Raw genomic sequence first — 16,075 nt, forward strand, 5'->3', positions numbered from 1 at the left:
TCGCGCCATCAGCGGAAGACCCTTCGCTTTGATGCCGGATCTCCAGCGCTGTGCAGTAATTTCTAACCCGTCTTATGCAAGGTAAAGAATACAATGGCTAAACACCTATTCACGTCCGAATCCGTCTCCGAAGGACATCCTGATAAAATCGCCGACCAGATTTCCGATGCCGTACTCGACGCCATCCTGGAACAGGATCCTAAAGCGCGCGTAGCCTGCGAAACCTACGTGAAAACCGGCATGGTATTGGTCGGCGGCGAAATCACCACCAGCGCCTGGGTCGATATCGAAGAGATCACCCGTAAAACCGTGCGTGAAATCGGCTACGTTCATTCGGATATGGGTTTTGACGCCAACTCCTGTGCGGTACTGAGCGCCATCGGCAAGCAATCCCCGGACATCAACCAGGGCGTTGACCGTACCGATCCGCTGGAACAGGGTGCTGGCGATCAGGGCCTGATGTTTGGCTATGCCACCAACGAAACCGACGTGCTGATGCCTGCGCCGGTGACCTACGCGCACCGTCTGGTGCAGCGCCAGTCCGAAGTGCGTAAAAACGGCACCCTGCCGTGGCTGCGCCCGGACGCCAAGAGCCAGGTGACCTTCCAGTATGACGACGGCAAAATCGTCGGCATCGACGCCGTGGTGCTGTCTACCCAGCACTCCGAAGACATCGCGCTGAAAGATCTGCAAGAAGCGGTGATGGAAGAGATCATCAAGCCGGTGCTGCCGGCGGAATGGCTGAGCGCCAGCACCAAATACCACATCAACCCGACCGGCCGCTTCGTTATCGGCGGCCCAATGGGCGACTGTGGCCTGACCGGCCGCAAGATCATCGTCGACACCTACGGCGGCATGGCCCGTCACGGCGGCGGCGCGTTCTCCGGCAAGGATCCGTCCAAGGTTGACCGTTCCGCCGCTTACGCCGCGCGCTACGTGGCGAAAAACATCGTCGCCGCCGGCCTGGCCGACCGCTGCGAGATCCAGGTTTCTTACGCCATCGGCGTGGCGGAACCGACCTCCATCATGGTGGAAACCTTCGGCACCGAGAAAGTCCCTACCGAACAGCTGACGCTGCTGGTGCGCGAGTTCTTTGATCTGCGCCCATACGGCCTGATCCAGATGATGGATCTGCTGCAGCCGATCTATCGCGAAACCGCCGCCTACGGCCACTTCGGCCGCGAGCACTTCCCTTGGGAAGCGACCGACAAGGCAGCGCTGCTGCGCGAGGCCGCCGGCCTGAAATAAGCCTGCGCATCAACATGAAAACGGCGAGCCTTGGGCTCGCCGTTTTTGTTTGGCGGGTGCTCGTGGATCAACGCGCCGACAATCAGCGGGCGGATGCGCAGCTCGCAAAGCTGGCTGTGTGTTATCCATGCCAATGATATAACCGTGGCACAAATAACGATCAGTTTTAATACGCTCCGTTTGTCAGGCATCATGCCTTCTTCTCCTTGCCGCGCGGCGGGTAAGAAGCTAACTTAACGTTGTCAGGCGTTAGAGTGGGCCTCGGGTTGATGTACATCGACTCGGGGCTTTTCTCTTTCTGTCCCTGGCGTATGCTCAGGACGAAAGATCCAGAGCACCCGCGCGCAGTATATTCATCTCCCCGCACATTCCCGTTCCCCTTTTCGCACTCAATGCCGTTTCTGCGTCCCGATGCGCAACGCCTTGCAACGGCCTGAAAGCAGAAAAGACCAGGGCCCGGCGATGCCGAGCCCTCGATGTTGCGACAGCGCCGATTACGACGTCTGCTTGCGCAACAGATAGACGAAATACGGCGCGCCGATAAAGGTCGCCAGCAGCCCGGCGGGGATCTGATACGGGAACATCACCATCCGCCCGCACCAGTCGGCGAACACCATCAGCAGGCCGCCCAACAGCGCGGCGATCAGCATCTGCGGCAGCGCACGGCGGAACCCCAGCATGCGCGCCATATGCGGCGCCATCAGGCCGATAAAGCTCAACGGCCCCACGGTCAGCGTCGCCATGGCGGTCAGGGTGGCGGCCAGCAGCAGAATGGCCAGCCGCACCGGCGTCAGCGCAATGCCCACCGAACGGGCGGTGGCGCCGCCCAGCGGCAGAATGGTCAGCCAGCGGCGGCACAGCGGCGCCAACGCGATCAGCCCGGCGGCGATCAGCGCGGTGCGCACCGCCTGAGCGGCATCCACCGAGTAGGTTGAACCGGAGATCCAGGTCAGCAGGCCGCCCATGCGCGGGTCGCCGCTGGCCAGCAGCAGGAAAATGGTGGTGGTGAAGGCGGTGCTGAGCGCAATGCCGGCCAGCAGCATGCGCTCGGTGGAGAAACCGCCGCGCCCGGCGGCGATCATGATCACCAGCAGCGTGCCGGCGGCCCCCAGGCTGCCCGCCGGCAGCAGCCAGGCGAAGGCATCGCCCGGCACGATAAACAGCATCACCACCACGCCAAAGGCCGCGCCGGAGCTGATGCCCAGCACTTCCGGGCTGGACATCGGGTTGCCGGTCAGCTTTTGGATCAGGGTTCCGGCCACCGCCAGCATCATGCCCGCCGCCAGCGCCGACAGCACCCGCGGCCAACGCCACGGCAACAGGGACTCCAGTTCCGGCCCCAGGCTCCAGTGCCAGCCGTGGGCGTTCTTGCCGAACATCAGCGCCACCGCCAGTCCGGCTAACAGCAGCGCCCCCGCCAGCGCTATCCAGCCCGGCAGATGCCCGCGTTCCGCCGGCACCTTGTCGCCCAGGTTCGTCGGCGGCGGCGTGGCGGCGCTGCGCAAGCGCGGCAACAGCCACAGCAGCAGCGGCGCGCCAAACAGCGCGGTCGCTGCCCCGGTCGGGATCTCACGCCACACCTGCGTCAGCCAGATCATCACCTGATCGGTCAACCACAGCAGCAATGCACCCAGCAGCGGCGCCAACATCATGCGGTGCGCCAGCCGGCGCGCCCCCAGCATTTTCGCCATCAACGGCGCGAACAGCCCGATAAAGCCAATGACCCCCACGGCGTTCACCAGCATGGCGCTGAAGATAATGGCCAACGCCAGCGCGCAAAAGCGCGCCATCGACAGACCCAACCCCAGGTTACGCGCCACGCCATCGTCCAGCCCCAGCAGCGTCAGCGGGCGCAACAGCAGCACCGCCAGCGCGGCTGCTACCAGCAATCGCGGCAGGATAAACTGCACCGCGCTCCAGTCCTGCTGGTTCAGCGCGCCGGTGCTCCACAGGAACAAGCCCTGCAGCCGATCGTAATTGAACAGCGCCAGCAGGCTGTTGACCGCGCCGCAATACAGCCCCAGCACCAGCCCGGCCAGGATCAGCGTCACCGGCGACATGCGTTTGCCCCAGGCCACGCCGAATACCAACCCGCCCACCACTATGGCGCCGGCCATGGCGGCCAGCTGGCGGGTAAATTCACCGCCCGGCAGCACCCACAGCGTGGCGATGGTCAGGCCCAGCTGCGCGCCGGCGGAAACCCCCAGCGTCGCCGGCTCCGCCAGCGGGTTGCGCAACACCTGTTGAAACAGCACGCCGACCAGCCCCAGCCCGGCGCCGGCCAGCAAAGACACCGATAGCCGCGGCAGCAGGCTGTAGTGGAACAGCATTTGGTTCACGTCTTCGATGCCGGGTGCGCTCAGCGCCGCCCCCCACTGCGCCAGCGGCAGCTGCTGCAGCAGGTTGTAGATAGTCAAGCCGCCGGCCGCCGCCAACAGCAGCAGGATCAGCGTCAGGGGTAGTGCCCGATTGCCTGCGTTCATGAATTGCGCTCCTGCACCTGTTCCAGCACGCGGCAAAAACGCATCGCCGACAGCGTGGCGCCGTAGAACCACACCGCCGGCACCTGCCGCAGCTGGTTTTGTCGCACGAAAGGCAGCGCCCGCCACAGCGGCGTCGCGCTGACCTTGTCCATCATCGCCTGATTGCCATGATCGAGATAAATCGCCCGCGCATTGCTCACCGCCATCAGGCGTTCAATCCCCACGACCGCGGTGCCCCAAAAGTTGGTTTCCCCTTCCCAGGCGTTCTTGATGCCAAGCTGGTCCATCACTTCCTGGAACAGGCTTTTCTGGCCGATAATCAGCGCATGGCGGCTGTCGATCAGGGAGAACATCAGCAACGGCTGCCGGGTATATGAATGCAGGCGCTGGCGTGCGTCCTGCATAAAACGGTCAAACTGCGCCAGATGTTGCACCGCGCGGGTTTCCACCCCCAACCGCTGGGCCAGCGCCTGCAACGACTGCCTGGCCACCGTCAGCGGTTTGCCACTGCCGTCGTTGAAGCCGAAGCTCATGGTCGGGGCTATTGGTTGCAGCTTTTGCGGCGTCGGGCCGTAGCCCTGCGACAGCAGCACCAGAGAAGGCTTCAGCTGCTGCAGCAGTTCCAGATTGGGCTCGGTGCGCTGGCCGACGTCGAAAACCGACGCAGGCAGCTTCGGCTCCTCCACCCACAGGTTGTAGTTATGGATGTCGGCCACCGCCAGCGGCATGATGCCCAACGCCAACAGCAGCTCGATGGGCAACCACTCCAGCGCCGCAATGCGGGTGATATCGGGCGGCACATCGATGGCCCTGCCCGGCAGGGAAAACAGCAGCGGCGACAGCGCCATGGCCGTCAATAAACGGCGGCGCATCGGGTCAGGATAAGCATTGAAAGAAGCAGACATCAGTAGACAAAACTCACCGGAGCGCCGCCGCTTGGGTGCGGCAGCGTGCCCATAGGGATCCCATAAATTTGCTCCAGCACCGGGCCCCGCATCAGTTCCAGCGGGGCGCCCTGGGCAATCATTTCACCGCCGCGCAGCGCCACCAGATGGTCACAGTAGCGCGCCGCCATGTTGATGTCGTGCAGCACCGCGATCACCGTCAGGCCGCGCTCGCGGCTCAGGCGCTGGATCAGCGCCAACACCTCAACCTGGTGGGCGATGTCCAGCGCCGAGGTCGGTTCGTCCAGCAGCAGGCAGCGGCTGTCTTGCGCCACCATCATCGCCAGCCAGGCCCGTTGACGTTCTCCGCCGGACAAGCTGTCCACCAGCCGGTTGGCGAAGGGCTTCAGGCCCACCAGCGCTATCGCCTCCTCCACCTGTTCGCGGTCGTTGACGCCGAAGCGGCCCAGCGCGCCGTGCCACGGGTAGCGGCCGATAGCCACCAGTTCGCGCACCGTCATGCCTTCCGCCGCGGGCAGCTGCTGCGGCAAGTAAGCGACCTGGCGGGCAAAGGCTTTGCTGTCCCACTGCGCCAGCGGCTGCTGATTCAGCAAGGCGCGGCCGGCCGTAGGGTTATGGTGGCGGCCGAGTATTTTCAGCAGCGTGGATTTGCCGGAGCCGTTATGGCCGATCAATCCGCAGACTTTACCTTCGGGGAAGGTCAGCGACAGCGGCTGCAGCAGCACGCGGCCGGGCACGGCGAAGCTGGCGTTGTCCAGCGCGAAGGCGGCGTTGCGGTTGAAGTGTTTATCCTGCATAGATCCTACTTTGACCGGAGCGGCATGGCGCCGCCCCGGCGAGCCAATTAGAAGCGGAAGGTTGCGGTGGCGACCACCTGACGTTCTGCGCCCCAGTAGCAGGCATAATCGCGGTAGCAGCTTGAGACGTAGGTCTTGTCGAACAGGTTGTTGATATTAACCCCGACTGACGAACCCGGCAGGCCAAAGCGCGCCAAATCATATTTGATCGTCGCATCCACCAGGGTGTAATCAGGCACTTTAAAGGTGCTGTTGTCGGCGCTGTTGAAGCTGGAGCTGGTGCCGACATAACGCACGCCGGAGCCCAACGTCAGGCCGCTGACCGCCGTTTCATGGAAGGTGTAGTCCGCCCACAGGGAGGCCGTATGCTTGGGGATCTCCGGCGTCGGCTTATCCTGGAAGTTGGTATCCTCGGTGTACTTGGCATCCGTGTAAGTATAAGACGCGATCAGGTTGACGTTGGCATTCAGCGCCGCCTTGGCCTCCAGCTCGACGCCGCGCGAACGAATCTCGCCGCTCTGCACGCTGAACTGCGCGTTATCCGGATCCGGCGTCAGGTTGTTGTTTTTGGTCAGCTGATACAGCGCCGCCGTCAGGACGATCGGTCGATCCTTCGGCACGTATTTCACGCCGGTTTCAAATTGCTTGCCGATCGAAGGCTTAAAGGTGCTGCCGCCGGCGGTGGTGCCCAGATTAGGTTCGAACGATTGGCTGTAGCTGAAGTACGGCGTGATGCCGTTGTCAAACAGGTAGTTCAGGCCACCGCGCCAGGTGAACTGCCCGTCGGTTTGTTCGTCCGTGGTGCCCAGGTTGCGGTTAAAGGCAGAGGTCTTCGCCCAGTCGTAACGGCCGCCCAGCGTCAGCACCCATTGGTTCCACTCGCCCTGTTCCTGCGCATACAGGCCGGTTTGCTCTTGGCGGTTCAGGAAGTTGTAATAAGAACCCACGTCAATAGCATCATTGCCATACTGCGGATGAGTCATGCTAAGAGCGCTGGCGCTACCATAAATAGCATTAATGTCGTTACGCATGCGCGAGTAATCCACCCCAAACAATAAGGTGTGATCAATCTGTCCTGTTTTCACCTTCGCCTGCGCTTGGGTATCTACAGAGAAATTGTTCAGGTGTTCCTTCGATTGAACATAGAGGCGATTAATCGTCGTCGGCGATGACAAACCATATCCGTAAATGCTCTTCAGGTCGGTTTCCAACTGCATATAACGCAGATTCTGGCGCACCGCCCAGGTATCGTTGAAGGCGTGCTCGAAGCTGTAGCCGATCATCCGTTGCTTGCGCGAGGTGTAGTTGCTGGCTTCGCCCTCATTGAAATCTGTCGGCAACTTGTTGCCGTTCGGCAGCGGGATCAGCGTTCCCTGCTTCGGCAGCCAGCCGTAATAACCGGTATAAGGATCGTTTTGAATGTTGGCCAACAGCGTGAAGTTGGTTTTGTCATCCGGGCGCCAGCTAAAGGAAGGCGCAATCGCGTAGCGCTTCTCTTTGCTCATGTTCTGCTGCGCATCGCTGTCTTTTGCCAGGCCGGTCAGACGATAGGAATAGATCCCGTTATCGTCCAGCGCGTCGCTGAAATCGAATCCGGTCTGGAACAGATTGTCGGTGCCCATTTTAAACTGGATTTCGCGCAGCGGCTCGGTGGTTGGCCGCTTGCTGACCATCGAGACCAGGCCGCCGGGGCTGCTTTTGCCATACAGCACCGACACCGGCCCGCGCAGCAGTTCGGCGCGCTCGAGGAAATACGGATCGATGGAGGCTTCGCTGTAGTTATCGCCCTGCAGGCGCAGCCCATCCAGATACTGGTTGGTGTTTACCGCCGGGAAGCCGCGAATGGCCACCGAATCATAGATCGTGGAACTGCCGCGGCTGGCGAACACGCCCGGCGCATAGGCCAGCGCGCCTTTCACCGTATCGGGCTGGCGCATGTCCATTTCTTCACGCGTGACCACGGACACCGACTGCGGGTTCTTCTGAACAGGCGTATCGGTTTTGGTGCCGGTGGCGCTCTGTTTCGCTACGTAGGTGCCGACCGGCCCCCAGGCGCTTTCCTGCAAGGACGCAGCGCCACCGCCCACGACGGTGAGAGTTTCTTCCTTGGCTGCCGGCTTGGCATCGGCGGAAAATGCCGGCATGGCCAGCGTACCCAATGCTGCAGCGACAGCGAAAGCTGACATACTGACGGATGAACGGCCCGGTTTGGCTGCGGGAGACGAAAGACGCTTGGTCGGCATAATTTGGTTTCTCTGATGGATAATTCAATAACGAATGTAAACGATAATAATTATTATAAGCGTCGCATTTTATGCAGAAGGCAAATTAAACTGCAAGCCGAATTCATCTGCCAAATAGGTTAGCAATTAACCGCTTAGCCTTATTAACCTCGTGGAAATAAAGCGTGCGAAAAAACAAAAAAGCCCGCAACAAAGGTTACGGGCTTAATAATAAAGAAAAATTTTTCGCTTAAGCGTTTTACCTCAGCGACGGTTTACTGGCCGAACATGTCCTTGATCCAACCGGCGACGCCATCCGCATCTTTCTGCTCACCCGCAGCCTGTTGCTGCTGTTGCTGCTGTTGTTGCTGAACAGCCGCCTGGCTGGCCTGACACAGCCCCTGCGGGTTATCGGTCCATACCGGGATGGTGCGCCAGCTACCGCCGCCGCAGATGAAGTTGCCTGCCGAATCTATGCCCATCTGGTTGATGCCTTCCGGTGGCTGCAGCATCAGCGGCAGTGGCGTCTGGTTTTCCAGATAGCGGCGGTACAGGGTCAGCGCGCCGTTGGCGCCGGTCAGCTTGGCCGGGCCGTTGTTATCGCGCCCCACCCAAGCGATCGCCACTTCCTTGCCGTCGATGCCGGCAAACCAGCTGTCGCGCAGATCGTTGGTGGTACCGGTTTTCGCCGCCAGGTTGTAGTTCGGGAACTTCACCGACAGTGAGCGGGAAGTTCCGCGGATAACGCCCTGTTGCATGGCGTACAGCGTCAGGTAAGCAGCCTGCGCCGGCACCATGCGTTCCGCCTGCGGGAAACTCTGGTACAGCACCGAACCGTCCTCGGCGATCACCGAGCGCACCGCAGACAGCGGCGCACGGTTGCCGCCGCTGGCGATGGTCTGGTATTCCTGCGCCACTTCCACCGGCGTCAGGCCGATGGCCCCCAGCAACATGGAAGGCACCGGATTGATCTCCGCTTTGGGTATGCCCAGACGCTGCAGCGTGGCGCTGATCTGATCCAGCCCCACCGACAGGCCAAGGTTGACCGTCGGCACGTTGAGCGAGTTGGCGAGCGCGTCGACCAGCATCACCTTGCCGCGGAATTTACGGTCATAGTTGTTCGGTTGCCAGAGAGCGCCGTTCGGCTGTTTCAGCGACAGCGGCGCATCCGCCAGCCAGGTGTTGAGGCGATACTTGTCCGGCTCGGAAAGCGCGGTCAGGTAAGTCGGCGGCTTAGCCAGCGAGCCGACCAGGCGACGGGCCTGCACCGCGCGGTTAAAACCGGCGAACTGCGGGTTGGAACCGCCGACCATGGCGCGCACTTCGCCGCTGAAGCGATCGACAATCACCATCGCCGCTTCCAGATCCTTCACATGGCGCGCTGCGCGCAGCGCCGGAATGCCGTCCTCAACCGCTTTTTCCGCCGCGTCCTGCGACACCGGATCCAGAGTAGTGAAAATTTTCACGCCGGACAGGTCGTTGACCTTATCGCCCAGTTTGGTCTGCAGCTCCTGACGCACCATCTGCATAAACGCCGGCTGCGGGGTGATGACCCCGCCTTTCGGCTGCACGCCCAGCGGACGCGCGCTCAGCATGTCATACAGCTCGGCGTCGATCACCCCCTGGTTCTGCAACAGCTTGAGCACCAGATTGCGGCGCTCCAGCGCCAGCTTAGGGTTGCGCCACGGGTTATACAGCGAAGCGCCCTTCACCATGCCGACCAGCAGCGCCTGCTGATCGAGGCTCAGCTCATCCACCGGGCGGCCGAAGTAGTACAGGCTGGCCAGCGGGAAGCCGCGGATCTGATCGTTGCCGCTCTGGCCGAGATACACCTCGTTCAGGTACAGCTCGAGAATGCGGTCCTTGCTGTAGCGGTAATCCACCAGCAAGGCCATATAGGCTTCATTGGCCTTGCGCCACAGCGAGCGTTCGTTGGTGAGGAACAGGTTCTTCACCAACTGCTGCGTCAGGGTGCTGCCGCCCTGCACTGCGCGGCCGGCGGTCAGGTTGGCCAGCACGGCGCGGCCGATAGAGTACGGGCTGATGCCGTCATGCTCGTAGAAATGGCGGTCTTCTGTGGCGATCAGCGTATCCACCAGCAGATCCGGGAAACCGGCGCGGGGCACGAACAGCCGCTGTTCGCCGTTCGGCGACTGCAGCATGGTGATCAGGCGCGGATCGAGGCGGAAGAACCCGAAGCTGCGCTGGTTTTCCATATTCTCGATCTTCGCCAGGCGGTTGTTTTGGAAATCCAGCCGGGCGTGGATCTGCCCTTCTTTGCCGTCAGGGAAGTCGAACGGGCGGCGCAGCATCTCGATGCTGTTGGCCTGCACGGTAAATTCCCCCGGGCGAGTCATGCGGCTCACCTGGCGGTACTGCATGCCTTCCAGCAGATCGACCATTTCCTTTTTGCTGTACGGCATGCCCGGTTCCAGGTTGACCATGCGGCCGTACACCGCCGCCGGCAGTTGCCAGACTTTACCGTCGATGCGGCTGCGGATCTGGGAATCCAGGTAAACGCCATAGATCGCCAGCAGCACGGCGACAATCAGGATCAGCTTAATCAGCAGCCCGAGCCAACGGCGCTTTTTACGCGGCGGAGTCGCTTTCACCTTACGGGGCATGCGCTGCTGCTCCTCTTCATACTCATCATCGTCATACTCGTCTTCTTCGTATTCATCATAATCGTCGTCTCGGCGACGGCGCGGCGGCTTGCGCGACGCGGTGGGTTTTGGTTGTTTTCCTTTGCGCCCGATGGGCTCGCGGTCATCCCCGGCCATTGCTGTTGTTCTCCGAGCTTGGCGGCCCAGCCGCCATTATTAGTCGCTTAATCTGTCCCGGCGCCAGGCCGCTGAACAGAAGAAACATCTGAATTCCATACGCATTCACTGGTACTTTTTGGTCCGGCGCGTCGGGGCGGTATTGGCCGGGTCGTCGGGCCACACGTGTTTCGGATAGCGCCCCTTCATCTCTTTTTGCACCTCGCGATAGGCGCCCTGCCAAAATGCGGCCAGATCGCCGGTGATTTGCAGCGGCCGGTGCGCCGGTGAGAGTAACTCAAGCACCACCGGGATGCGACCCTCAGCCAACATTGGGCTGCGCTGTTCACCAAACACCTCCTGTAAACGCACCGCCAGCGCGGGCGGTTTGCCGGCGTCATAACGGATCGGCAGGCGGCTGCCGGTCGGCACAGTGTAATGAGTGGGTAAGGCATTATCCAGCCGCTGCTTTTGCTGCCAGTCCAGCAAGCGGGCCAACGCCTCGGCGATATTAACCTGCTTCAACCCGCGCAGATCGCGCACGCCGTTCAGCGAAGGCAGCAGCCAGCGCTCCAGCGCGTCCAGCAGCGATTCATCGTCCACCGGCGGCCAGGCGGCCTCCGGCAGCCAGCGCTGCGCACACTGCAGCCGCACCCTCAGCTGCTCGGCGGCGGTGTCCCAGTTGAGCACCGCCAACCCCTGCGACCGCACCCAGCCGATCAGCGCCTGCTGGAGTTCTTCATCCGCCGGCTTGGCCAGCGGTTGGGCGCGCAGCGTCAGGCGGCCAATTTGCTGGCGCTTCCAGGCGCGCAGCGTGCCCTTTTCTTCATCCCACTCCACCGCCGTTTGCTGCGAGACTATCGCCGGCAGCTGCGCCGCCAGCGCGTCGATCTCCACCGGCAACGCCAGCAGAATACGCGCATCCGGGCTGTTATGCCCCTGCAGCAGGCTGGGGATAATCAGCCAGGGCGCACGCGACAACGCTTCATCCTGATTCATCGCCGCGCCCATGCCGTTGGCCAACAGATAACGGCCATCCTGCCCGCGCCGCTGGCCGATGCGATCGGCGAACGCCAGCGCCAGCAGGCGCGGCGCCAAATCGGCATCGACCTGCCCCGGCCGCTGCGCAAGGCGGCGCGTCAGCTGGGCGGCGCGACGCTGCCAATTCGGCTGCGGCCGGCTCAGCCAATAGCCGATATCCATCTGCCCGCCGCGCGGCGGCTCCTCCAGCAATGCGGCCAACGCCGCCGCCGTCGCCACCCCCTCGGCGCCCAGCGCAGCACCGGCGGCCAACATCGCCGCCAGCCTCGGCTCACAGCCCAGCGCGGCCATCTGGCGCCCCTGCGCGCTGAGCTTATCGCCCTCGTCCGTGGCGCCAAGCCGGCGCAGCAGCCCTTTGGCCGCCGCCAGCGCCGGCGCCGGCGGCCGATCGAGCCAGGTCAGTTGGGCCGCATCGTGGCAGCCCCACTGCAGCAGCTCGAGCCAGAAGCCGGCCAAATCGCTTTGCAAGATCTCCGGCTCGGCATGCTCCGCCGCACGCTCCGCCTGCTCTTTGGCGAACAGATGCCAACAGATGCCCGGCTCCAGACGCCCGGCGCGGCCGGCGCGCTGCACCATCGAGGCCTGGCTGATGCGTTGCGTCACCAGGCGCGTCAGGCCGTTGCGCACGTCATAGCGCGCCACCCGCTCCAGCCCGCTGTCGATCACCAGGCGGATACCTTCAATCGTCAGGCTGGTCTCGGCGATATTGGTCGCCAGCACCACCTTGCGCCGCCCGGCCTGAGCCGGCTGGATCGCTTTCTGCTGCTGCGCCAGCGGCAAGGCGCCATACAGCGGGCACAGATCGGTATCGCCGGGCAACTCGCCGTTGAGGCGTTCCAGCACCCGGTTGATTTCCGCCACGCCCGGCAGGAACAGCAGCAGCGAGCCCGGCTGTTCGGCCAACAAACGCTTCACCGCCGCCGCCACGCCGTCCTCCAGCCGCTGATGGCTGGCCAGCGGCTGATATTGACGATCGACCGGGAAACTGCGCCCTTCGGAAACCACCGCCGGCGCCTGCGGCAGCAGCTGCGCCAGCCGGGCGTTGTCCAGCGTCGCCGACATGATCAGCAGCTTCAGATCTTCGCGCAGCCCCTGTTGCACATCGAGCAGCAGCGCCAACGCCAGATCGGCCTGCAGGCTGCGCTCGTGAAATTCGTCGAGGATCACCAGCGAGACGCCCTGCAGCTCGGCGTCCTGTTGCAGCATGCGGGTGAGAATGCCTTCGGTCACCACTTCCAGCCGGGTCTGCGGCCCGCTTTTACTTTCGGCGCGCATGCGGTAGCCCACGGTTTGGCCGGGTTCTTCACCCAGCTGTTGCGCCAGCCGGTAGGCGACGTTTTTCGCCGCCAACCGCCGCGGCTCCAGCATGATGATGCGGCCGGGCAAGCCGGCTTTAGCCAGGATCTGCAGCGGCAGCCAGGTGGATTTGCCGGCGCCGGTCGGGGCGTGCAGCAAGACCTGCGGGGCGGATTGCAGCGCAGTGAGCAACTCATCAAGTACCGCGCTGACGGGCAGTGAAGACACAGAACTCTCCGTGGTGGTTAACATTAAACGGCGTACATTGTAGCATTAGACTCTGCGTTTCATTCACTTGCCGGGTATCCATGTCCAGTTCGCGCCGCCTGTTTTTCGCTTTGCCCTTGCCTGATGCGCTGCAGCAGCAGGTGATCCGCTGGCGCGCCGACGCCTTTTCACCGGAGGCGGGGCGGCCGGTGGCGGCGGCCAACCTGCACCTGACGCTGGCGTTCCTCGGTGAGGTCAGCGCCCAGAAAGAGCAGGCGCTGGCCCGGCTGGCTGACCGCATCGCCCAACCCGGGTTCAGCCTGCGGCTTGACGATCTCGGCCACTGGCCGCGCCCCGGCGTGGTGTGGCTCGGCACCCGCCGCGCACCGCGCGGGCTGCTGCAGCTGGCCGAGCTGCTGCGCTCGCAGGCCGCCCGCAGCGGTTGCTACCAAAGCCCCATGCCGTTTCACCCGCACATCACGTTGCTGCGCGCCGCCACCCAACCGGTGGCGATCCCGCCGACAACGCCGGGTTGGGCCTTCAATGCCGAGACCTTCGCCTTATATCAGTCGGTATTTGAAAACGGCCGCACCCGTTACCATCAGCTCGAACAATGGCCCCTGGCCCCTCAGGAAAACCGATGATCTTCACCCCGCCGCTGCGCTCCGCCACGCTGATTAAACGTTACAAACGCTTTCTGGCGGACGTGATCACCCCGGAAGGGGAAACTTTCACTCTGCACTGCGCCAACACCGGCGCCATGACCGGTTGCGCCACGCCCGGCGATACCGTCTGGTATTCCACCTCGGACAACCCCAAGCGCAAATACGCCCACAGCTGGGAACTGACCCATACCCAGCAGGGCGACTGGATCTGCGTCAATACGCTGCGCGCCAACACCCTGGTGCGCGAGGCGATCGAACGGGATCTCGTCAATGAATTATCCGGTTACAGTAAAATTGCCGGCGAGGTGAAATACGGCAGTGAAAACAGTCGTATCGATTTGTTATTACAGGCAGAAAATCGGGTTAACTGCTATATTGAAGTTAAGTCAGTCACATTACTGCAACAACAACGTGGTTACTTTCCTGATGCGGTAACGCTCAGAGGACAAAAGCACCTGCGTGAGTTGCTCAGCGTGGTTGAAAGCGGGCAGCGGGCGGTGTTGTTCTTTGCCGTGTTGCACAGCGGTATTGAACAGGTCGCACCGGCACATCATATAGATGCGCGTTATGCGGCACTGTTAGCGCAGGTCCGGCAGTTGGGAGTAGAAGTGGTTTGTTATGGGGCTAAATTATCACCTGACGGTATATCTCTCTGCGATAAGTTACCGTTTTTTATCGATTAGCGGAATCGGGCAGTAATAAGGTTAGCGCATCGCCAAATACGCCTCCCTTCACAGCATTGTCAAGCGGGCGACAGGAATAATTGCCAACCTACCTTCCTTCTGTTATTTATAGCGGCCTGTTTTTCCCCCGCATTGGGGATTCGATAGTGCGTGTGTATGTAGGAGAAGCAACATGCAAGAAGGGCAAAACCGTAAAACCTCGTCCTTGAGCATTCTCGCCATCGCTGGGGTGGAGCCGTACCAAGAGAAGCCGGGCGAAGAGTACATGAACGACGCCCAGTTGTCGCATTTCAAGCGCATTCTTGAAGCGTGGCGCAACCAGCTCAGGGACGAAGTGGACCGTACTGTATCGCATATGCAAGACGAAGCTGCCAACTTCCCGGATCCGGTCGACCGTGCCGCGCAGGAAGAAGAATTCAGCCTTGAACTGCGTAACCGTGACCGTGAACGCAAACTGATCAAAAAGATCGAGAAAACGCTGAAGAAAGTGGAAGACGAAGATTTCGGCTACTGCGAATCCTGCGGCGTGGAGATTGGCATTCGTCGCCTCGAAGCGCGTCCGACCGCCGATTTGTGTATCGACTGCAAGACCCTGGCGGAAATCCGCGAAAAGCAGATGGCCGGCTAATACCGCTACTCTACATGATTGGAGCTGCATCACGGCGGCAAGAATGCGCATTCCGAAGCGCTTACTCCGGTAAGCGATTCGGGTAAGCAAGCGCAGCCAACGCAGATGCAGTTTCAGGCATAACGAGTATGTTACCGCTGCGGTGTGCGTTCATGCGCACACCGCACAGAGTAAAGGGAACCTTTCCCCTCTGATATGCAAGAAAGTCATTATGTGGGGCGCTTTGCCCCATCGCCTTCCGGGGATCTGCATTTCGGTTCGCTGATTGCCGCTCTGGGAAGCTACCTCCAGGCTCGCGCCCAGCGCGGGCAATGGTTGGTTCGCATTGAAGATATCGATCCCCCGCGCGAAGTCGCCGGCGCCGCCGATCGTATCTTATCCGCTCTGGAACATTATGGTCTCCTCTGGGACGGCCAGGTCATCTATCAGTCTCAACGCCACGACGCCTACCGCGCCGCCTTGGATCTGCTGCAACAGCGGGGGCTCAGCTATTACTGCACCTGCACCCGCAGCCGCATTCAGCACATCGGCGGCCTGTATGACGGCCACTGCCGCGATTTGCATCTCGGCCCGCAGGGCGCCGCCATCCGCTTGCGCCAGTCCGCTCCCGTCTATGCGTTTCACGATCGCCTGCAGGGCGAACTGCGTGCCGATCCGGCGCTGGCCGGCGAAGACTTTATCATTCGCCGCCGCGACGGGCTGTTCGCCTACAATCTGGCGGTGGTGATCGACGACCATTTTCAGGGCGTGACCGAAATCGTACGCGGCGCCGACCTGATCGAACCCACGGTGCGCCAGATTGCGCTGTATCATCAGCTGCAGGCGCCGGCGCCTTCTTACGTGCATCTGCCGCTGGCGTTGGGCGCCAACGGCATCAAGCTGTCGAAGCAAAACCACGCGCCCGCGCTGCCCGGCGGCGATCCGCGCCCGGTGCTGGTCGCCGCATTGAAATTTCTGCGCCAACCGCTGCCGGAAAGCTGGCAAGATCTTGACCTGCCGTTATTATTGAGCTGGGCGGTCGCGCACTGGCAGCTGGAAAACGTGCCGCGCCAGGAGGCGATCCCCCTGGACGAAAACACGTCGGCATTCTCAAAGGGGCCATGGTGAGCTATGATTAGCCGCTATTTTTTGTTAGCTCCAT

General features: G+C 62.0%; 12 protein-coding genes. 5 read left to right on the forward strand and 7 right to left on the reverse strand.

The features are described from left to right. The first annotated feature begins 93 nt into the window (after nt 1-93). Nucleotides 94-1,248 (forward strand): methionine adenosyltransferase, encoded by a 1,155-nt coding sequence (metK, locus tag KHA73_RS19970; protein WP_061798653.1) that lies wholly within the window; start codon nt 94-96, stop codon nt 1,246-1,248. Here metK and KHA73_RS24670 read toward each other — a convergent pair. From KHA73_RS24670 to hrpB, 7 genes are all read right to left on the reverse strand, one after another. After that, on the reverse strand, nt 1,164-1,442 hold the full coding sequence (locus KHA73_RS24670; RefSeq protein ID WP_390900207.1) for a Hok/Gef family protein: 279 nt from the start codon (nt 1,440-1,442) through the stop codon (nt 1,164-1,166). The two genes, metK and KHA73_RS24670, sit on opposite strands and share 85 nt — an antisense overlap. A 300-nt stretch (nt 1,443-1,742) precedes the next feature. Next, the gene (fhuB, locus tag KHA73_RS19980; RefSeq protein WP_234586222.1) at nt 1,743-3,731 is read right to left on the reverse strand and encodes a Fe(3+)-hydroxamate ABC transporter permease FhuB; all 1,989 of its coding nucleotides are present in this window, start codon (nt 3,729-3,731) and stop codon (nt 1,743-1,745) included. Next, on the reverse strand, nt 3,728-4,636 hold the full coding sequence (gene fhuD, locus KHA73_RS19985; protein WP_234586223.1) for a Fe(3+)-hydroxamate ABC transporter substrate-binding protein FhuD: 909 nt from the start codon (nt 4,634-4,636) through the stop codon (nt 3,728-3,730). The genes fhuB and fhuD overlap by 4 nt, the downstream gene beginning before the upstream one ends. Further along, nucleotides 4,636-5,433, reverse strand: a complete 798-nt coding sequence (gene fhuC, locus KHA73_RS19990) for a Fe3+-hydroxamate ABC transporter ATP-binding protein FhuC (RefSeq protein WP_234586225.1) — start codon at nt 5,431-5,433, stop codon at nt 4,636-4,638. The genes fhuD and fhuC overlap by 1 nt, the downstream gene beginning before the upstream one ends. A 47-nt stretch (nt 5,434-5,480) precedes the next feature. Then, the gene (fhuA, locus tag KHA73_RS19995) at nt 5,481-7,676 is read right to left on the reverse strand and encodes a ferrichrome porin FhuA (protein ID WP_234586226.1); all 2,196 of its coding nucleotides are present in this window, start codon (nt 7,674-7,676) and stop codon (nt 5,481-5,483) included. A 254-nt stretch (nt 7,677-7,930) separates the two neighbouring features. Continuing rightward, nucleotides 7,931-10,435, reverse strand: coding sequence for a bifunctional glycosyl transferase/transpeptidase (mrcB, locus tag KHA73_RS20000; protein WP_234586228.1), 2,505 nt, complete (start codon nt 10,433-10,435; stop codon nt 7,931-7,933). A gap of 105 nt (nt 10,436-10,540) precedes the next feature. Further along, on the reverse strand, nt 10,541-13,003 hold the full coding sequence (hrpB, locus tag KHA73_RS20005) for an ATP-dependent helicase HrpB (RefSeq protein ID WP_234586230.1): 2,463 nt from the start codon (nt 13,001-13,003) through the stop codon (nt 10,541-10,543). A 56-nt stretch (nt 13,004-13,059) separates the two neighbouring features. Between hrpB and thpR the strand changes: the two genes are divergently transcribed. From thpR to gluQRS, 4 genes are all read left to right on the forward strand, one after another. Then, nucleotides 13,060-13,602: an RNA 2',3'-cyclic phosphodiesterase gene (thpR, locus tag KHA73_RS20010; RefSeq protein ID WP_234586231.1), complete on the forward strand. Its 543-nt coding sequence runs from the start codon at nt 13,060-13,062 to the stop codon at nt 13,600-13,602. Next, nucleotides 13,599-14,306 carry a DNA/RNA nuclease SfsA gene (gene sfsA / locus KHA73_RS20015; RefSeq protein ID WP_234586232.1) on the forward strand — a complete coding sequence of 236 codons (708 nt, stop codon included), beginning with the start codon at nt 13,599-13,601 and terminating at the stop codon, nt 14,304-14,306. Before thpR ends, sfsA begins: the two co-directional genes overlap by 4 nt. Before the next feature lie 172 nt (nt 14,307-14,478). Next, nucleotides 14,479-14,934: an RNA polymerase-binding protein DksA gene (gene dksA, locus KHA73_RS20020; RefSeq protein ID WP_061798640.1), complete on the forward strand. Its 456-nt coding sequence runs from the start codon at nt 14,479-14,481 to the stop codon at nt 14,932-14,934. A gap of 195 nt (nt 14,935-15,129) precedes the next feature. Further along, nucleotides 15,130-16,041 carry a tRNA glutamyl-Q(34) synthetase GluQRS gene (gluQRS, locus tag KHA73_RS20025; RefSeq protein WP_234586233.1) on the forward strand — a complete coding sequence of 304 codons (912 nt, stop codon included), beginning with the start codon at nt 15,130-15,132 and terminating at the stop codon, nt 16,039-16,041. The last annotated feature ends 34 nt before the right edge of the window (nt 16,042-16,075 follow it).

Source organism: Serratia entomophila, from assembly GCF_021462285.1.
GTDB classification, from domain to species: domain Bacteria; phylum Pseudomonadota; class Gammaproteobacteria; order Enterobacterales; family Enterobacteriaceae; genus Serratia; species Serratia entomophila.